This is a genomic window from Leptolyngbya boryana PCC 6306 (assembly GCF_000353285.1).
Taxonomy (GTDB): domain Bacteria; phylum Cyanobacteriota; class Cyanobacteriia; order Leptolyngbyales; family Leptolyngbyaceae; genus Leptolyngbya; species Leptolyngbya boryana.
The window spans coordinates 5,112,868-5,132,142 of the sequence record NZ_KB731324.1 but is presented as its reverse complement, the minus strand read 5'-3'; the positions used below and the strand labels follow the sequence as shown (position 1 = coordinate 5,132,142).

At 48.2% G+C, this 19,275-nt stretch carries 17 protein-coding genes; 11 read left to right on the top strand and 6 right to left on the bottom strand.

Features of this window, described 5'->3' with window-relative positions; all coding sequences use genetic code 11:
* Nucleotides 1-60 precede the first annotated feature (60 nt).
* The 5 genes from hpsN to hpsP are packed head-to-tail and all read left to right on the top strand — an operon-like array spanning nucleotide 61 to nucleotide 3,863.
* Nucleotides 61-1,038 (top strand): hormogonium polysaccharide biosynthesis glycosyltransferase HpsN, encoded by a 978-nt coding sequence (hpsN, locus tag LEPBO_RS0125645; protein ID WP_017290455.1) that lies wholly within the window; start codon nucleotides 61-63, stop codon nucleotides 1,036-1,038.
* Nucleotides 1,035-2,198, top strand: coding sequence for a hormogonium polysaccharide biosynthesis glycosyltransferase HpsO (gene hpsO / locus LEPBO_RS0125640; protein ID WP_017290454.1), 1,164 nt, complete (start codon nucleotides 1,035-1,037; stop codon nucleotides 2,196-2,198). The genes hpsN and hpsO overlap by 4 nt, the downstream gene beginning before the upstream one ends.
* A gap of 30 nt (nucleotides 2,199-2,228) precedes the next feature.
* Nucleotides 2,229-2,447 (top strand): hypothetical protein, encoded by a 219-nt coding sequence (locus LEPBO_RS0125635; RefSeq protein WP_017290453.1) that lies wholly within the window; start codon nucleotides 2,229-2,231, stop codon nucleotides 2,445-2,447.
* Nucleotides 2,444-2,701 carry a ParE family toxin-like protein gene (locus LEPBO_RS0125630; RefSeq protein WP_017290452.1) on the top strand — a complete coding sequence of 86 codons (258 nt, stop codon included), beginning with the start codon at nucleotides 2,444-2,446 and terminating at the stop codon, nucleotides 2,699-2,701. The genes LEPBO_RS0125635 and LEPBO_RS0125630 overlap by 4 nt, the downstream gene beginning before the upstream one ends.
* 7 nt (nucleotides 2,702-2,708) lie before the next feature.
* The gene (gene hpsP / locus LEPBO_RS0125625) at nucleotides 2,709-3,863 is read left to right on the top strand and encodes a hormogonium polysaccharide biosynthesis glycosyltransferase HpsP (RefSeq protein WP_017290451.1); all 1,155 of its coding nucleotides are present in this window, start codon (nucleotides 2,709-2,711) and stop codon (nucleotides 3,861-3,863) included.
* A 23-nt stretch (nucleotides 3,864-3,886) separates the two neighbouring features.
* On the opposite strand, the gene LEPBO_RS0125620 is transcribed toward hpsP, so the two are convergent.
* Complete coding sequence (locus tag LEPBO_RS0125620) at nucleotides 3,887-4,213, bottom strand: hypothetical protein (protein ID WP_197693235.1); 327 nt, start codon at nucleotides 4,211-4,213, stop codon at nucleotides 3,887-3,889.
* Between the two features lie 12 nt (nucleotides 4,214-4,225).
* On the bottom strand, nucleotides 4,226-4,882 hold the full coding sequence (locus tag LEPBO_RS0125615; protein WP_017290449.1) for a phosphoribosyltransferase: 657 nt from the start codon (nucleotides 4,880-4,882) through the stop codon (nucleotides 4,226-4,228).
* Nucleotides 4,883-5,018: 136 nt separating this feature from the next.
* Between LEPBO_RS0125615 and LEPBO_RS0125610 the strand changes: the two genes are divergently transcribed.
* A complete protein-coding gene (locus LEPBO_RS0125610; RefSeq protein WP_017290448.1) occupies nucleotides 5,019-5,720 on the top strand; it encodes a uracil-DNA glycosylase in 702 nt (233 codons plus the stop codon).
* Here LEPBO_RS0125610 and LEPBO_RS40355 read toward each other — a convergent pair.
* Nucleotides 5,717-6,598, bottom strand: coding sequence for a peptidoglycan-binding domain-containing protein (locus LEPBO_RS40355; RefSeq protein ID WP_144056273.1), 882 nt, complete (start codon nucleotides 6,596-6,598; stop codon nucleotides 5,717-5,719). The two genes, LEPBO_RS0125610 and LEPBO_RS40355, sit on opposite strands and share 4 nt — an antisense overlap.
* Before the next feature lie 109 nt (nucleotides 6,599-6,707).
* Between LEPBO_RS40355 and radC the strand changes: the two genes are divergently transcribed.
* On the top strand, nucleotides 6,708-7,433 hold the full coding sequence (gene radC / locus LEPBO_RS0125600; RefSeq protein WP_017290446.1) for a RadC family protein: 726 nt from the start codon (nucleotides 6,708-6,710) through the stop codon (nucleotides 7,431-7,433).
* 164 nt (nucleotides 7,434-7,597) lie between these two features.
* Entirely contained in the window at nucleotides 7,598-12,913 is a 5,316-nt protein-coding gene (locus LEPBO_RS0125595) for a PAS domain S-box protein (protein WP_017290445.1), read from the top strand.
* A gap of 17 nt (nucleotides 12,914-12,930) precedes the next feature.
* Here the strand turns inward: LEPBO_RS0125595 and LEPBO_RS0125590 are convergent, their stop codons facing one another.
* Both LEPBO_RS0125590 and LEPBO_RS0125585 read right to left on the bottom strand, forming a co-directional pair.
* Entirely contained in the window at nucleotides 12,931-13,845 is a 915-nt protein-coding gene (locus LEPBO_RS0125590) for a methyltransferase domain-containing protein (RefSeq protein ID WP_017290444.1), read from the bottom strand.
* A 170-nt stretch (nucleotides 13,846-14,015) separates the two neighbouring features.
* Nucleotides 14,016-14,555: an NADPH-dependent FMN reductase gene (locus LEPBO_RS0125585; protein ID WP_017290443.1), complete on the bottom strand. Its 540-nt coding sequence runs from the start codon at nucleotides 14,553-14,555 to the stop codon at nucleotides 14,016-14,018.
* 191 nt (nucleotides 14,556-14,746) lie between these two features.
* On the opposite strand from LEPBO_RS0125585, the gene LEPBO_RS40350 reads away from it, so the two are divergent.
* Nucleotides 14,747-15,313: an SH3 domain-containing protein gene (locus LEPBO_RS40350; protein WP_017290442.1), complete on the top strand. Its 567-nt coding sequence runs from the start codon at nucleotides 14,747-14,749 to the stop codon at nucleotides 15,311-15,313.
* A gap of 122 nt (nucleotides 15,314-15,435) precedes the next feature.
* Here the strand turns inward: LEPBO_RS40350 and LEPBO_RS38300 are convergent, their stop codons facing one another.
* A complete protein-coding gene (locus tag LEPBO_RS38300; protein ID WP_017290441.1) occupies nucleotides 15,436-16,470 on the bottom strand; it encodes a WD40 repeat domain-containing protein in 1,035 nt (344 codons plus the stop codon).
* A 95-nt stretch (nucleotides 16,471-16,565) separates the two neighbouring features.
* Between LEPBO_RS38300 and LEPBO_RS0125570 the strand changes: the two genes are divergently transcribed.
* Together LEPBO_RS0125570 and LEPBO_RS45115 are read left to right on the top strand one after the other, a co-directional pair.
* Nucleotides 16,566-18,035 (top strand): hypothetical protein, encoded by a 1,470-nt coding sequence (locus tag LEPBO_RS0125570; protein WP_017290440.1) that lies wholly within the window; start codon nucleotides 16,566-16,568, stop codon nucleotides 18,033-18,035.
* Between the two features lie 290 nt (nucleotides 18,036-18,325).
* Nucleotides 18,326-19,252 (top strand): MarR family winged helix-turn-helix transcriptional regulator, encoded by a 927-nt coding sequence (locus tag LEPBO_RS45115; protein WP_071596188.1) that lies wholly within the window; start codon nucleotides 18,326-18,328, stop codon nucleotides 19,250-19,252.
* Nucleotides 19,253-19,275: the final 23 nt, after the last annotated feature.

The window sequence follows — 19,275 nt, the reverse complement described above, 5'->3', positions numbered from 1 at the left end:
GTCTAGGGTTTAGAGTCTGCAACTCTGGGAACACTAACGGCGTTGTTTGCTAGCCCCGTTATGACTCAGCCCTTTATCTCGGTCGTCATTCCCACGTATGGGCGTGAAGAACCTCTGCGCGACACAATCATTGATGTTCTAAAACAAGATTATCCTCACTACGAAGTGCTAGTCGTCGATCAAACTCCTGTACATGAACCCGATGTGCAAAAGTTCCTCGAAGACCTAGCAGAAGTTGGGAAAATCCAGTGGTTTAAGCTCGATTGGGCAAGCTTACCAGGGGCGAGAAACTATGCGGTGCGGCGATCGCAAGGTGAGATCCTTCTCTTCATTGATGACGACGTGCAGTTAGAACCGGGATATCTAGCCGCACATGCCAAGAACTATCAGAGAGCAGAGATTGGTGCAGTTGCGGGCAGAGTCTTCGATCGTATGAAGCTGGCTGATTTTGCACCAGGGCTAGAGATTCAAGACTTACCACCCGAAGCACACGATCCTGGAATCGCTTGGTATCACTTAAATCTAGTCCATACTGTGAAACCGCAGCAGGTTTTGAGCGCGCGTGGGTGCAATATGTCTTATCGCCGCGAAGTATTTGAGAAACATCAGATTTGGTTTGATGAGCGGTTTCGGGGAAGTGCCGTTCGGGAAGAGTCTGACTTCTGTTTGAAATTGCGGAAGACGGGCTTGATGATTTGGTATGACCCAGAAGCTTCATTAGTGCATTTGGGTGAGGAAACGGGCGGCTGTCACGATATCAGTACGAAGTCGCTGAAATATCAGATGACCTTCTATCACAATCATTTTTTGATGGGATTGAACAATCTAACCGTTTCGCAAGCTGCGCGTTTCTTTTTCCGATTGTTTGACTGTCATGTGTTGGGTCGTCCGCCTTGTCACAAAAGTGGTTCACCGCTCAAAATCATCACGAGATTTTGCTTTTATTCATTGGGATTTCTTAGCGCGATCGCGACACTCATTCGATCGCTCTGGGATGACGGACAAATTTATAGCCGACGAGATGAGGTGAAACGATGAAAATTCTGGTTGCGAGTCATTCTTATATCGTCGATCTCAATTGTGAAAAGCTGCGAGTTTTAGCAAATTTAGAACCGGGAATCGAAGTCACGATCGTCGTTCCCAAACGTTGGAAACCGGGTGGCGTGATGAAAGATACAATCGAAACTCGCTATCGCGAAGAAGGATCGTTTCGAGTTGTTCCTATTTCTAATTTCAGTCAAAATAATCAGGGCTTACTCACATTTGGAGCCGATTTAATTTCGCTACTGAAGTCGTTTCGACCCGATATTATTCAAGTTGAGCAAGGGTCTAAGTCTTTTGCATATGCACAGTTTATTACTGCGAATCGACTCTTAAATTTGAAAGCCAAGAATCTCTTTTTTACCTGGTGGAATTTGCCTTATACGTTGCAGTTTCCGGTGTCATTACTTGAGACATACAATCTCAAAAATACAGACGGAATCGTGGTTGGAAATCAGGACGGAGCCAAGATTTTACGCGATCGCGGTTACACAAAAAAAATGAGCATCATGCCGCAGCTTGGTGTTGATGAATCTCTCTTTTGCCCTCAGTCTCAGCCGGAACTTTCTGCAAAATTCGGGATTCAGCCGGACGACTTTGTCGTGGGATTTGTTGGGCGATTTGTGCCTGAGAAAGGGATTTTGACGTTAGTGAAAGCATTGGAGAATCTTCGCGATCGCAATTGGAAACTGCTTCTACTCGGACGAGGTGAACTCAAAGCAGAAATCCAACAACAAGCTGAAAAATTCGGATTTAGCGACCGCTTGATTTGGATCGAAAGTGTTCCTCATGCCGAGGTTTATCGCTACATCAATTTGATGAATACCTTAGTTTTACCTTCTGAAACAACGTATCAGTTTAAAACATTAACTTCAGTTGGCTGGAAGGAACAATTCGGACATGTCTTGATCGAAGCAATGGCTTGTCAGGTTCCAGTGATTGGCTCGAATTCAGGCGAGATTCCGAATGTGATTGCCGATGCCGGCTTGGTATTTCCAGAAGGAAATGTCGAGCAATTGAGCGATCGACTAGCACGATTAATCGACGATCGTGAGTTCGCTACGGATTTGGGACAGCGAGGGTATCAGAGAGCAATGGCGAAATATACGAATCGGGCGTTAGCGAAGGAGTTGTTGGAGTTTTATCGATCGCTTTGAAAAATAGGATCGGTAGAATGAATCCCATAGATGACCAAGTTTGAGCATATGAAGAACTTAGAAGAAATCGAACTGGCTGTGCGTCAATTGTCTGCCGAAGAACTCGCTGCTTTTCGGATCTGGTTTGCTGAATTTGATGCAGAACTGTGGGATCGGCAATTTGAAGAAGATGTAGCAGCCGGAAAGCTCAATCACTTAGCTGAACGAGCGCGACAACATTTACGAGAAGAGAACTGTACTGACCTGTGAGATATCGCGCGACTCCTGATTTCTGGTACTGCTATCGACAATTGCCCGAAGAAATTCAGGAACTTGCCGATCGCTGTTACGAATTACTCAAGCAGGATTCTCGCTATCCATTATTGCACTTCAAAAAAGTCGGGCAATTCTGGTCAGTCAGAATCGGGCTACACTATCGCGCACTAGCACTTGAAGAAGGTGACGACATTGCATGGTTTTGGATTGGAACCCATGCGGAATATGACCAACTCCTGCGGGGTTAAAAATCACATGAAAATCTTACAAATCGTTCCATCAATCTCTTTAGTTTATGGCGGGCCTAGTCAAATGGTGCTGGGGCTTTCAAGCGCACTGGCAAAAGCTGGTGTCGAGATTACAATCGCGACAACCAACTCTAACGGTGATGTCGGACAAGCCCCACTGGATGTCCCTTTAGGTGTTCCCGTTGCTCAAAACGGCTATGAAATTTACTACTTTCGATGCTCCCCATTTCGACGGTATAAATTCTCGATCGAGCTTCTCCAATGGCTTCACAAAAACGCCAAAGCTTACGATCTTGCACACATTCACGCACTCTTCTCTCCTGTGAGTTCGTGCTCGGCCGCCATTGCGCGATCGCAGCAGCTACCTTACATTCTTCGACCTCTCGGAACCCTCGATCCGGCTGACTTACAGAAAAAACGCCAGCTCAAGCGTCTTTATGCAGCAGTGCTAGAACGTCCCAACTTAGCCGGAGCCGCAGCAATTCATTTCACCAGCGAGCAAGAAGCGAAAACTTCAGAGCGATTCAATACAGTGACTCGCGATGTCGTGTTGCCATTAGGAGTCAGCTTGCCGCTTTCTGCATCGAATTCAATTCATGAGAAATATGGCATTCCCACGAACAAGCCAATTCTGCTTTTCATGTCTCGAATCGATCCCAAAAAAGGATTAGATCTCTTACTCCCCGCGCTGGAAAATCTCGACTCAGACTTTCACTTTGTCCTAGCTGGCGGCAACCCTCAAGATCCAAGCTACGAAGCAACGATTCGCGATCGCATTCAACAGTCTCAACTCAAAGACAAAACCTCGATCGTCGGCTTCGTCACAGGCAGTGAGAAAACTGCGCTACTCGAAGCAGCAGATTTGTTTATCTTACCGTCTTACTACGAAAATTTCGGCATTGCAGTCGCAGAAGCGATGAGTGTTGGAACGCCTGTCGTGATTTCAGATCAGGTTCATATCTGGCAAGACATTGAGCGATCGCGCTCTGGTTGGATCGCTCAATGCAATGTGGAGAGCCTAACGCAAGCTTTAAAAGAAGCACTAGCAAATCGCGTAGAACAAATCCAACGCGGTAAAAACGCCCAAATTTTTGCACAACAAAATTACAGTTGGGATGGGATCGCCCAACAAGTCATCAAAACCTACCAAGACTTGATATGAATTCGCGCCTTTGACCGCGCGAATTATCTTGCAAACAGCAAATCCGCAAACCCGTACAAGCTCACTCCTAACAGCAAAGTCGCCATTACCTGCGTTGGACGCGGACGTACTGCTGGAATCAACGCCTCGCGCACCAAAATCGACGCACAAGCTCCCACCGTAAACACTAATCCCAGCAACAAATACGCCAATTCTGAATTAAAAATCCAGACACTAAACAGCAGCATCGATAACGCCAACATCAACGTTTCAACTAATTGAGGCGGATTATCCTGACTCATAAACTCGATCGTGTGCCAAAAACTGCGCCACTGCCGCATCTGTCTCCCTCGCGTCAAAGAGTTAGTCATCACTAACTTTTATCAGCTTTGCAAAGTTCTTTTCAAGTCCGCGATCGCACTTTCCATCTCCACCTGCGGAAACGATCGATAAAATCGACTCACACTTAAAAACGGTTCCGGGGTTGCCAGTACTAAAACGCGATCGCAAATCCCTTCAAGTTGGCGGATCATCACTTGCGGCGCAACTGGCGCACAGATCCAAATCTCTTTTGGCTCTTGTTTTCGTAGCGATTTCGCTGCGACTGAAATCGTCATTCCTGTCGCAATCCCGTCATCGACGAGCAGCGCAATTTTCCCCGTTGCCGTGACATTCGGACGATCGCGAAATTGCTCAAACTGACCTTTTGCTTTCGCCAAAGCGCGATTTAGCGCATCCTCCCACCCTGGAATTCTCGAATGAACCGACCTTAAGACTTGTCCATCTGCGGTCACTGCCCCGATCGCTAATTCTGGATTTTCAGGTCGCGTAATCTTCTTCGCCACCAAAATATCCAGTGGACAATGTAAAACCTGCGCGATCGCCGCACCAATTTCCACCCCGCCTCGGGGCAACGCATAAACGATAAATGATCCATCGACCGACTGCGCTTGTTCCAACACCAAATGCGCCAGCCGTTCCCCCGCATCTTTGCGATCGTCAAATAAAACGGTATCCGAAGACAATTGAGAAGAAAACATCGGTTCCTCCTGCCTGAAGGATATCTTCAGCATAGATCCAGAATTTCAACTCTGTCTTCTTTCTTTCGATTGCCGCAATCCGATCGCAATTCCCTTTAGAATTTATGGGTTAATAAATTTCTGCGCGATCCGATTCATGGCGAACGACGAACAAATTAGCCTGTTTGATATCCCTGCTGCTGAACCCTCTGCTCCACCCAGTTTTGACCCGGAGTTGATTCCGACGAGTGCCAAGATTCCGATTCCAACAGGGACGTATCAAACGATGGAAGCGATGGGCGCACATTGTAATCGCTGTCATCGCTGCGACTTGGGTGCGTCTCGAACTCATGCAGTCATTGGACGTGGCAATCTGAAAGCGCCGATCATGATTGTCGGGGAAGGGCCTGGACAGACTGAGGATGAGACGGGAATGCCCTTTGTCGGAAAATCGGGGCAGTTGCTCGATCGCATTCTGGCTTCAGTGAATCTCACGACCGAAGAAGATGTCTTTATCTGTAACGTCGTCAAATGTCGTCCCCCTGAAAATCGCACGCCAACGACGGATGAGGCAGCGGCTTGCAGTGGCTACTTGGCCGAACAAATTCGCATGGTCGATCCGAAAATTATTCTCTTAACTGGGGCAACAGCGATGAAAGCCCTAGTCGGAATCAAACAGGGAATCACCAAAGTTCGGGGACAGTGGATCGAAAAAGACGATCGCTTTTACATGCCAATCTTCCACCCGGCTTATCTGCTCAGAAACCAATCTCGTGAGAAAGGTCAACCGAAATGGCTGATGTGGCAAGATATTCAGGCAGTGCGAGCAAAACTCGATCAACTCAGAGGTGCAGATTAGTTTCGTCTCAATCTGCGCGCTTCATCGTCGAGCCGACTGCGAGTTTCTAAATTTGCCAGACCCGTAACTCTCAATCCGTAACGGGCTTGAAATTGTCGGATCGCGGCTTGGGTGGCTGAATCGTAATATTGTGCGATCGCGAAATCACTCCGCAAAATCGCTTTCAAATTATTCCGCAGATTTCGCATCACGCTCGAAAGCTTTTCTTCAGTAGCGCGATTGACCAATCCCGTTTCAGAAAGCCCATAAATTTGCTGAAGCTCTCGAATAGCTCGCCGAGTTGGGGCATCAGTTAACGGAGCTTTCTGATTGATGTCATAGCCAAACCCCGCCAGGATGGCTTTAATTTGTGCATCAGTATAAATGCTCAGCGCCGGAGATTGGAGTGCAGGTTGAGAAGGTGGCGAGTTTTGGGATTCTGTTCTTGGAACTGCATCATTGAGCAGGTCATTCAATCGCCGTCGAGTTTCAAGATTGGCAATTCCAGTCGCAGGTAAGCGATTTTGCTGCTGAAACTTTTTCACTGCTTCTTCGGTTTGCTTACCGTAAAACTGGCTCCCCGGAAGCTCGGGATTGGGACGAACTGTCCGATTTAAGCCAAGTTGTAGCGTGCGCACAATATCTGCTGCTTTGTCTTGAGTGGGAATGTTCAACGTTTCATCAACTGGGAGTTGAAACTGAAACTGAAACTCACGAATGCCTTGCCGAACTCTCGGATCGTCGATTGGCGCATTCAGTGGAACCGCATACCCTAATCCATTGAGAACTGAGAGAAATTGTGCCACGGTGTAGTCTTGCGATCGCGCTGCATTAACCGCTGGACATAGAATCATTCCTGACACCAAGCTCCCCATCACCCATCCAGAAATCCGTCTCACGTTTTACATTCCCTTACGTTTTATCTGAAGAAATTATCGCTTGTTCTGCTAGTGTCTCATTGTATTTACCGTCAGGGATTAATGAAGAAATTGTGATATTTCGCGGTTCATGACGTATTCAATTCGGATTGCTGACCTACCAGAGAGTGAACGCCCTCGCGAACGCCTGATCGCTCAAGGTGCAAAAACACTTGCAACGGCTGAACTTCTAGCAATTTTGCTGAGTACGGGGTCAGGAAAACTTTCTGCTGTAGGGCTAGGGCAATATATTTTGCAAACCCTGAGTCAGCATCAGCGCGATCCGTTGAGTGCATTGCGAGAAGTGACAATTTCAGAACTGACGAAAGTGTCAGGAGTTGGAACTGCGAAGGCGACAACGATCTTAGCCGCGATCGAACTTGGCAAACGAGTCTATCAATCTCGACCCCCCGAAAAAACAGTCATTGATGATCCGGCTGTGGCTGCTGCTGCTTTGAGTCATGAACTGATGTGGCAGTCTCAAGAGCGATTTGCCGTGCTGATTCTCGATGTGAAGCATCGCTTAATTGCAACTCAAGTGATTACGATCGGGACTGCAACCGAGACGTTAGCACATCCGCGTGAGATTTTTCGAGAAGTAATTCGGCAAGGGGGAACACGGTTAATCGTGGCGCACAATCATCCGTCGGGTAATACGGAACCGAGTGCAGAGGATATCAATTTGACACGCCAATTGCTCGAAGGTGCTCGATTTTTGGGAATTCCATTGCTCGATCATCTCATTCTCGGAAATGGCAATCATCTGAGTTTGAGACAGACCACATCGTTGTGGGATGAAGTCGCACAAGAGGTTTGATTTTTGATGTGAATAATTGTCTTTCTTCACGCCATTAGCTCGATTTGGCGCAACTATCTACAATCTTTGTTTGAAACGGAAAGGCTCACTCTAAGGGGAGATTTGTAAGGAAGCGCACCTCGGATTTAATAAAGTACGCCGTTTACGCCTACGGATGACTCTTTATGAAGCGCGATGCTACCGGTAAGTTTGTTCAAAATTGGGATGCAGAAACCAAACAACGCATTAGCATTTCTCTTACCCGTACAGCTTGGCGATCGCTCGATAAAGAAGCACAAAAACGGGGAATGTCTCGCTCTGAAGTCATTGAACACTTTGCTCGCAGTCTAGAAGCAGAGCATTCTAACGAATCTACCTATGCAAACGCTTCAACGGCGTTGCTTCCAGCTCAAATTTTTGAGCAACAGCAGGAAATTGCTGCTCTGAAATGTCAGAAGCAGGAGTTAGAGGCACGCTTAGAAGGCTTGCTCAATATAAGTGCCCAAACCAATGAACGCAAGGTAGAAACCATTCTAGAAAGTATTGCCGATGCTTTCGTTGCCTTCGATCGAGACTGGCGCTACACCTATGTCAATCGGGCAGCGGCTCGAATTCTGCACCGATTACCCGAAGAATTGCTGGGTAAACATGTTTGGAATGAAGTTTTTCCTGAACTCATTGGCGGAATCGCCTATCGAGCAATGCATCAAGCCGTAGCAGAACAAGTCGCACTGACCTGGGAAGAGTTTGGCGAACCCGTTCAATCCTGGCTAGAAGTCAATGCTTATCCCTCGCAAGAAGGACTCGCCGTTTATTTTCGGGATGTGACAGAACGCAAGCAAGCAGAGGCAGAACGGGAACGATTACTCCAAGCGTTGGAAACGGAAAGGGCGCAATTTGAAGCAGTTCTGCACCAGATGCCTGCGGGAGTTTTCATCGCGGATGCTACTACTGCTAAGTTGGTGCTTGCAAACGAACAAGCCAACCAAATTGTCAAATATGACTTTGAACAGTCCCATGAGCTAGAGGACTATGTTCCCGTGACTCCATTTGCAGCATTTCGCCCGAATGGACAAATTTATGCACCAGATGAGTATCCTTTGGTGCGATCGCTCAAAACCGGGGAAGTCATTACGCAAGAGAAAATGGAGCTACGCCAGGAAGATGGTAGCCATAGCATTATTTCAGTTAGTTCCAGTCCAATCTTAGATAAGCAGCAACGAATCCTGGCAGCCGTTGCGGTCTTTCAAGATGTCACTCACCTCAAACAGGTTGAAGAAAACCTGCGGCAGACAGAAGAACGCTTACAGCTTGCCCTCGTATCCGCCGCCATGATTGCTTGGGATATCGATTTGGAGACCAATCAAGTGGTGTGTTCTCCAAATGCGCTGGAGATTTTTGGGATGCATGTGGGCACCGCAGAAGCATTTCGTGCGGTAATTCATCCCGACGATCGACACCTTGTCAGGCAAGCGATGGAACAGGCGATCGCGAGTGACCACTCCTTTTCTCAGGAATACCGAGTGATCAGTCCTGATGGTGCAATTCGCTGGCTCAAAAGTCAGGGGCGCGTCTATCTCAATGATGCGGGACATGCGATTCGGATGCTAGGGGTCTCGCTCAACATTACCGAACGCAAGCAAATCGAAGCTGAACGCGATCGACTTCTCAAACAAGAGCAGGCTAGCCGTCGATTAGCTGAAAATGAACGTCAGCGACTGCGAGACATTCTGATGCAAGTGCCTGCTATGTTTGCCGTGTTGTCGGGTTCTGATCACGTCTTTGAACTGGCAAACTCTAAGTTTCTGGCTGTCTCCGGACGTTCCGAAGACATTTTGGGGAAGAGAGCACACGAAGTATTTCCTGAAATGGCAGCTCAGGGATATTCTGAGATTTACGATCGGGTCTATCAGACTGGGGAAATTATTCAAGGAGATGAGTACTTGTCTCGTTGGAACCCGAATGGGGACGGCAATGTCGTCGAAGGATTTTTCAATTTCGTGTTTCTGCCGCTAAGAGACATTGATGGTTGTATCGATAGCATCTTGATTCATGGAATCGAAGTTACGGCTCAAGTACAAGCCCGTCAGCAGGCAGAAGCCTTACTGGTAGAACTTCAGCGCAAAGAAAGACAACAGCAGTTCTTGATCGAATTGAATGATGCAATTCGTGCCCTGCAAGACTCTGAAGAAATTATGTGGCAGGTGGTTAGCTCCACTGGGCACCATTTCAATGTCACTCGCTGTACTTATGGTGAAATTGATCCAATCCAGGAATATGTTCTTGTCGATCGCGACTACTGCAATGAAGTCAGGAGCGTCGTTGGTAGACTGCCGATGAGTTTGTTTGGGTCTGAGATTATTGCTGAATTGCAGCAAGGCAAAACGATTGTGATTGATGATGTCGATCGCGATTCTCGAACTGCTGGAGCAAGAGCCGCTGCTTTTGCTGAAATACAAACCAAATCGTTGCTGTGCGTCCCCTTCGTGAAGGCAGGACGGTTCCTTGCATTGTTGATGTTGCACCATGCTACTCCTCGGCAGTGGACATCAGAAGACGGGAAATTACTGGAACGTATCGCTGAAAAAACCTGGCTAGCTGTAGAGAGATCGCGAGCAGAAGCAGAATTGCGAGAGCGTGAAGCTCACCTACAACTTGCGCTGAAAGTGGGACGGATGGGCACTTGGCACTGGGATTTGCAAGCAGATACGCTCCTCTGGTCATCAGGACATTTCACGATTCTGGGGCTACAGCCTGATGAGGATAAGCCTAGCTACGAACTTTGGGCAAGTCGCGTGCATCCGGATGACTTGGGAGAAACAGAGACAAAGTGGCAGCAAGCGATCGCGGAACGAACAGAGTACCATCACGAATATCGCCTGCGCTTGCCAGACGGCTTGATTCACTGGGTCGATGTGAGAGGACAGTTCTCCTATGATGCGCAAGGACAACCGAAGCACTCGATTGGCGTTGTGATTGACATTACAGAGCGCAAGCAAGCGGAAGAGACCTTGCATCAAACGCTACAAAAGCTCAATTTCCACGTCGAAAATACGCCGATGGCAGTTGTGGAATGGGACGATAACTTTCGAGTCCTTCGGTGGTCTGCTGGTGCAGAACGCATTTTGGGCTGGAAAGCTGAGGAAATACTGGGTAAACATTTAATGGAGATTCCGTTTGTCTTTGAAGAAGACCTGGAATCGGTTGCTGATGTCTGTCAGCGATTAGTTTATGGCGAGGAACCGCATATTCTCTCGTACAACCGCAATTACACGAAAGACCGCAACGTGGTGCATTGCGAGTGGTACAACTCCAGTCTCAGAGATAAATCGGGACGGATGCTGTCGGTATTGTCGCTGGTGTTGGATGTCACGCAGCGCAAGCAAGCCGAGCAGGAACGGGAACAACTGTTAGAGCGCGAACGCCTTGCTCGCGCCCAATCCGAAGCGGCACAGCAGCAATTGGCGACTATCTTTGAAACCTCTCCGATTGGCTTAGCTTTACTGGATGCCGAGCAACGATATGTTGCCATCAATGAATCCTTAGCTGAAATTAACGGATTAACCCGTGAGCAACATTTAGGCAATTCAATTTCGACGCTGTTTGGTCAAACCGACCCCAGATTAGTGGAAATCTTTGAGCGAATTTACACGACGGGAGATCCCTTCATTTCACCCAACTTTGCCGTAAATCCTCCGGGGCGCAACGATCGTCGTCCCGGTTACTACAACGTTTACTATCTACCGACTGTCAACGCGAGTCACCAGGTGGAAAGCGTCTTGATCTATGTGGTCGATGTCACGGAACGCGTTAGGTTAGAACGTGCCCAACAGTTTCTCTCCGAAACTAGTGCAGTGCTAGCGTCTTCCCTAGATTATCAAACGACGTTGGAGCGAGTCGCACAGCTAACCGTCCCGGAATTAGCCGACTGGTGTACGGTTCACATCGTTGAGGAGGATGGCACCATTGACCAGATTGCCGTTGCTCACATCAATCCTACCAAACTGGAATGGGCACATCAGCTGCAAGAAAAGTATCCACTCGACCCGAATGCGGCTCGTGGTGCAGCCTTAACCCTGCGAACTGGAGAGCCTGATTTTGTGCCAGAGATCCTAGATGAAATGCTCGTTCAGGCTGCTCGTAATCCAGAGCATTTAGAGATTCTACGGCAGGTCGGGTTTAGTTCTGTGATGGCTGTGCCGCTCCGAACTCAGGCGAGAATTATTGGGGTCATCTCTTTTATCTCGGCTGAGTCTGGACGACGCTACACGATGACAGATTTGCAATTAGCTGAGGAATTGGCGCGTCGTGCCTCGCTCGCGATCGACAATGCCCAACTCTATCAAGCCACCCAACGCGATCGCACCAAAGCAGAATCGGCAAACCGGATCAAGGATGAATTCCTTGCGGTGTTGTCGCATGAATTGCGATCGCCCCTCAATCCCATTCTCGGTTGGACAAAAATGCTGCGGTGCAAACGGTTAGATGCCACGAAAACGAACCAAGCTTTGGAAACGATCGAACGCAATGCGAAACTGCAAGCGCAATTAATCGAAGACTTGCTCGATGTCTCCCGCATTTTGCAAGGAAAAATGACGTTAAACATTGCGCCTGTCAATCTGGCGACGACGGTTGAGGCGGCTTTAGAAACTGTCCACCTAGCGGCTGAAGCGAAACAGATTCACATTCAAACCCTGCTCAATCCGGTTTCAGGAGCCGTTTTAGGCGACACAAACCGTCTCCAACAGATCGTTTGGAATCTCTTGTCAAATGCTGTGAAGTTCACGCCATCAGGCGGGCAAGTCGAGGTGCGCTTAGAGCAGGTTGGCGCTCATGTGCACATTCAAGTTCAAGATACGGGCAGAGGCATTCATCCAGAGTTTCTACCTTATGTATTTGATTACTTCCGCCAAGAAGATGGCAGCACGACTCGAAAATTTGGGGGATTGGGGTTGGGGCTGGCGATCGTGCGTCAGCTCGTTGAATTGCATGGTGGAAGCGTCTGGGCAGAGAGTCCCGGATCTAATCTAGGCGCGACTTTCGTTGTTCGTCTGCCGCTCAACCACATCGAGCACACCCCTTCTGAGATCGAGAATATAGAAGCTGCGGCAGATTTAACCGGGATTTGCGTCTTGGTGGTGGATGATGATGCAGACATGCGAGAGTTGGCATCATTTGTCTTGATCCAAGCAGGCGCAAAAGTGACAGTCGCAGCTTCGGCAGCAGAGGCACTGTGTCTCATGAGCCAATCGATTCCTGATCTCTTGTTATGCGATATTGGGATGCCAGAAATGAATGGCTATTCTCTGATTCAGCAAATTAGAAAGCAGTCACCAGAGCAAGGAGGGACGATTAAAGCGATCGCGCTAACGGCTTACGCTGGCGAGGTCAATCAGCAGCAAGCCTTAGCCGCAGGTTTTCAAATGCACCTCTCAAAGCCAACGGAACCGGATGTATTGGTCAAAGCCGTCTCATCCCTGATCGCGACTCCTGCGGCTTGAGAGGAAAACTAGCGCCTTTAGCAAGCTTGGGCAACCAAAGTCCGATGGCGCGGAGTGTTGCAGGTCAAAGTCGGTTTAGAGAAACCTGCTTCAACGATTTCTTTCTCCAAATCCAACCCAAAATACTGATCCAAATAAGGTTCTGTACTCTTGAGTAATGTCAAAATGTACGGGGGCATTTTGGCATAAATTTCAGAGTTGGGATTCATATCCATGATGGCAAGATGTCCACCCGGACGAAGTAATCTTCTGGCTTCTTTGAGAATGTCGATCGCGGCACTTTTCGGCAATTCATGAAACAACAAGCAAGCCGAAACCAAGTCATACGAGCCAGAGGGTAAACCTGTTGCTGCGGCATCGGCATGTACCCAGTTAATGTTTTCCCGTTCTCCGACTCGATGCTTCGCAACGGCTAAGAAATAAGGGGAAAGATCAACTCCGGTGAGCGTTGCACCTGGGAAAGCGTCTTGTAGCGCAACGGTGCTCATTCCCACGCTGCATCCGAGATCCACGATCGCTTTTGGAGATTCAGAAATTTCAGCTTGCAAAACGTTGTGATAGCTCTGACGCAATCGGGGATCGCCATCTTTTCCCGAATCACTCCAAATCCTTGCATGAACCGCATAGGCAGCCACTTCTACTTCGGTGGCAGGCTCCCACCCTAAATTCCCTTCTTCGTAGGCGTGAAAAGAACGCACATAATACTCTGGATATTTCAAATCAGGATTATTGACTTGATTAAATTCCGTTGACCAATCGCGAGCTTGCAAATCAGCCACAATCTTCGTCCAGGGAACCCCGATCGATTCTGCCCGTTTGATCATCATCGTTCGAGCACGATATCTCGCCAAATCAAACACAGGTTTGATCGATAAAATTCCATTCACAAGCCGAGAAGCGAGTCTGAGCTTGGGTTCACTGGTTACGGTCATATCAAAAACTAAGTTTATGAACAGTCTTAATTTTACCGTTAGCGATCGCTCGACGAATCAATCTATGAAATCTCTGTCGCATCAGTGGGGAGTGGGGAGTGGGGAATTGTTTCCTAATTAGCTCCCTACCCCCACTCTTTTGAACATTCACCACTCAAACCCGATCGCAATTAACCTCTAAGTTTGCGAGTGTTCTCTACTAAACTCTGAGCAAATGCATCAAACCGCTGCGAAAGGTCTTCATCGAGTAACTTGCCATCTTCCCCAAATGCCTGCCAAGCTTGCCCGATTGCAATCTGCTCCGGAATTGTCCAGGCATGAATCGCCCGCAAAATCACTCGCAAATCATTGAGCGAATTACTATTCGACTGCCCGCCCAAAACACTAATCGCACCCGTTACCTTGCCCGTAAACTCGACAAACCCCATCAGATCCAGCGCATTCTTGAGCACGCCACTAATACTGCCGTGGTATTCAGGGGTCGCTAAAATAATCGCATCCGCTTCGCTGACGACCTGCTTCATTTTTGCCACATCAGGATAGTCCGAATAGTCCTTCCCACCATCACAGAACGGCAAATTCAGCGATCGTAAATCCAAAATTTCTACCTCTGCTCCCAAAGCGGCAACCCGTTGAATCGCAACTTTCAGAGCGAGTTGACTGTAAGAACCCGGTCTTAAACTTCCAGCAATGCCAACAACTTTGACCATCAGATGAAATTCCTTGAATAACCTCCCTATCATAACCAAGTTGAATTCATTATGACTACGCTTTAAGAGAGGTATCTCTGTGAAATGTTTAAAAGCATTATGAAAAAGCCAAGAATTCGAGCTATCCGTGGGATAATTCCCGAAATAGTCCACTGGTAAAGGGTTCTACCCTAGGTGAGGAGTTTAATACGATGAAATTAAATCTTTGGCAGCATTCGGTTTCCGCCCTAACAATTGCTGGACTGACAGCCCCTTTCATCATGCCTGCTGCTCAAGCACAACTCGTCGGTCAAGTTCGGTGTGCAAAGCAGTCTACTGCCATTTTCGCAGAGCGTTCTGCTGCTAGTCCTGTTGTTCGCGCTGTCCCTGAAAACCAAAGAATGACGATCGCGGAAAATACAGCTGAAAATGGTTTTCTTGCTGTGAGCGCTCCCTCTAAAGGCTTTGTGCAAACGGTAACGCTGAGACTCTGCCCTGGTGGTAATCCAAATCCGAACCCGAATCCAAATCCTTCCCCATCGACCTGCCGCCGTGTCACACAAACGCAAGGTTTGATCGTGCGTCAAGGGCCAGATGTGTCAACTGCGGTTGTAGGGAGTGTTGCGTTCAATTCTCAAGTCAATGTTTCAACCACGCCAACGACATCCAAGACAGATGCAAGTGGACGGGTATGGGTGCAGATTGCAAAACCCGTTTCAGGTTGGGTTTCTAACGGATTTGTGAATGTTCCTGGTAGCAATCTTCTGAATTGTCAGTAAACGTCCGGTTATTTCTCGAATGTTTCAAATCTGCGGCTTGAGCGAGTGATTAGACTCGTTCAAGCCATTTTTATCTGAGCTAATTCAAACCCTAACCTCTGGTTCAAGTCCCTTCATGAAACTTAGGGAGTTGCCGTCTCAGAATGCAAATCTCGCCAAAGCCAAATTCCATCCGTTCCCGCTGCCACGATCGCTTGTCCCTTCAAGGCAAACTCCACAAACAAACTACTAAAGGACGTTGCATACAACGATCCCAACGATTGTTCTGTAAATAGATGCCACAGATGCACCGATCCCCCCGATGAAGTTGCTAAAGTCTGTCCATCCGGGCTGAGTACCATATCCGAAGCTCCCGCATCAAACTCATGCAGCAGGTTGCCATTCCGCAAATCCCAGAGTTTGAGCTTACTACTTCCTGTAATCAATGTTTGTCCATCTTGGCAGAAGACTAGCCCTGTCACCTCGCCTGAATTCAGAGTTTGCAGTCGTTCGCCATCTCGAACCTGCCAGAGTTCTGTCTTCATCCGATCTCCTGCCGCTAACAGATGCCCATCTGGACTAAACGCGATCGCGCGGACTGGCTGAGTCCCCAAACCATACACCCGTTGCCGCGACGCAATGTCCCACATCTGCACCCCCAGCGGACTAAACACCCCATCTGCCCAACGATGCACTCCACTCGAACTCGCTAACATGCGCCCATCCGGGCTAAACGCTAAATTAGAAGCCCGTCCCGCATTCAGGGTCGAAACTAAACGATGATGGGGTAAATCCCAGAGCTTGATCGTTCCATCTAAACTACTGCTTGCCAAAATTTTCTCATCTGGGCTAATCGCGATCGCGCTGACTAAATCCGTGTGATCCTGTAACCTGGGTAGGGCTTTGCCAGTCTTGAGATCCCATAGCTCGATCTCTCTTTCATAACCTGCCGCTAAAATTCCACCCAAAGGACTGACGGTGATCGTCGTCGGCTTATGTGAAGTCATCAATTGTCGCTGTCCGTAACACATCACATCTGCCGCATAGATTGGCATGCAGACCTTGGCGACTCCACGAGAACTCGTCGCCTGCCATAGTAGCAAAAACATTGCAGCTAGAAACGCAATCAATGCAACGCCAGCAATGCTCAACTTCTGTACCCAGCGATTTTGTCTCACGTTTCTCTGACTCCTAAGCTCACAATTCTAAAACGCGATGCCACCAAATTCGTGAAGTAGTATATTAAGGAGAATTTACTCGATCTTAAAATTCCGTGAATAAAACTAGAATACTAACGGCGATCGCGTTAATCCTTACAACCTTTTTAAGTGTTGTTCTTTTATCCCTAGGAATTGATAAATTCTATTACGTTCTGGCGGGTGGGCGAAAATTCGCAACGTTTCCAGACCTCAAAACGCAACTCGCGATCGGCGGTAGTTATCTGGCACTTTCGATTATTTATCTGATCTGGCTGGCAAATCTTCTCAGTACCTCGTGGATACATTCCACTTGGAGCTTTCGCCAAATCTTAATTCGGACTTCTGCCTTCTGGATGCTTGCCTTCATTGCCTATCCGCTCGGCAATGATACTTATCTCTATTTGCATTCGGGATTGATGAATCTCAATGGAGCCAATCCCTATTTGATCCGAGCCGGGGCATACGTTACCGAACTGTCGCCTTATGTCGATTGGGCACAAACTTCGACGTATGGACTGATTTCTCAAGCTGTTTTCACTTTCTCAGCCGTCTTTGTCACGATGAGTCCAATCGTGGCACTTTATATTTTTAAGCTAATTTGCTTACTGCTGCATCTCTTGAATGGCTATTTAATTTGGCGTTGGTTGCCGATTCCGGAGCGTGGCAGGATTACGATCGCCTATTTACTCCACCCCTTGCTGTTAATGGAACAGGTGAGTTCGGCGCATGTTGATATTTTTGTCTCGACGAGCATCGTGCTGTTTGCGGTTTCCTATGCAAGACAGCAATACTGGATGGCGTTTGTCGCCCTTTGGGGTGGCTTTTTAAGTAAAACACTACCAATAATTTGGACTCCCTGGGTGGCTGTAACCTTACTGCGTCAAGGACATTGGCGGTGGCTGCTCGGCATGATTGTGGCATCTGGTGCAATTGTCACGGGGCTGGTGTTCACGGTCATGCCGAATCTAGCGGCTTGGCAAAGTATCCTCAATCCGGGTGTGTCGGGGCAGTATCAGTCTTCGCTGATGGCGATCGCGAAATTTTTCCTCGATCTCGTTCGCATTTTTCATCCAGATCGCTTAGATCTTACTCAGCAGCGCGTGATTCTCGCCCTGTTGTCCAATCTGACGCTGGCGGGATTTTTTGGCTTTTATGGTTGGCAGCTCCATCGCAGCGACAAACGCTGGAACAATACGCCACAGATGTTGTTAGAAGATATGGGCTGGACAACTTTAGTCCTCATGCTTCTTGCGACCTCGTGGTTAATGCCTTGGTATTGTTCGATTTTGATTACATTTGCTGCCTTGATCCCGAAAGCGCGACTGTTTGGACTAACAACTCTGGCGTTTGGGTTGGCAAGTAGCGCTCAATATTTACTGGGGATGAATAGTAGCTTGAAGAGTGTGGTGTCGATCGGCATACCCATTTTGACGCTAATCATTGGGGCTATTGTTCTACGATCGCAGTCTTTGCCTCCAACTGAGCCGCCGACGATCGCGCTCAAACCTCTGCAAGGGCAAGATGTACAAACTGAGCTTAATTAAAGCGAAGCGAGAATTTCTGAACCTTGTCTACAACGCACTTCGTGTAATAAAGCGTTGCAGACCTGACTGAATCAATCATTTTTGGTGATAATTACAATATCCGTTTTGGATACGACAGTCTGTCAAAGTTATGCAACGCTTTTGTGCATACAGACCCCTATGGCGTTAAAATTTCTCTACTCAGCGGTTAGCTGTTTAACGGCTACGGTCTGCCCTTGATGTCTGACGCTCCGATTTTTGCACCCCAAGTCCATCCCTTAATCCAGCGCTTTTTAGTTTAGTTAACATCAATGATTTCTTCCCAGGTTGAACCGATCCCAATGCATCTCAAATGCCTGCTTGCCCCGCACGGAATTGGCTATCGTATCAAACTACTATCGCAACTCGCAAATCGCAAGTTTCAGGAGCGTCTTGACCCCTATAAGCTTACGCCGTTTCATTGGATTGTTCTGTGCTGCCTCTGGCAAGAAGACGGGCAAGCGACTTCGAGTATTGGCGATCGCTTACAGCAAGTTGGCGGCACACTGACCGGAGTTCTGGATCGCATGAGTGAGCGAGGGCTAATTCGGCGAGAGCGTGATGCTCAGGATCGGCGCATTTGGCGCATTTGGCTCACCGATGCTGGACGAAAATTTGAAGAAATTCTGCCGCCTCTTGCAACTGAGCTTCGCGATGCGGCGCTGCAAGGGATTTCGATACCAAATCGCGAACAGTTGTCAACGATTGTCGATCGCATGATTGCAAATCTCGGAGAGTCACCGATCATCCATCCGGCTGAAGGGTGGGAAGCGATTTTTGCGCCGAATAATTTGGGATATCGGATGAAGCTCATTGCTCAATTGGGCACTCGTCGGTTTCAAGATCTTCTTGAACCCTTTGGTCTGACTCCATTTCATTGGGTCGTGCTGTGCTGTCTGTGGCAAGAGGATGGACAAGCGACCTCCAGCATTGGCGAGAATTTGCAACAAGTCGGTGGCACACTCACCGGGGTACTCGATCGCATGAGCGAGCGGGGGCTAATCCGGCGAGAGCGTGACGCTCAGGATCGGCGCATTTGGCGCATTTGGCTCACTGATGCTGGGCTAGAACTCAGACAAACTTTGCCGATGGCTGCCTTGGAATTATTACAGATGATGATGCAGGATATCTCAGAAGACGAGCAAACGTTGTTGTCAAAATGCGTGGATCGTTTGATCGCAAACCTGGCTGAGGTGTAAGAAAGAGGCGTAAAAAAACTGGG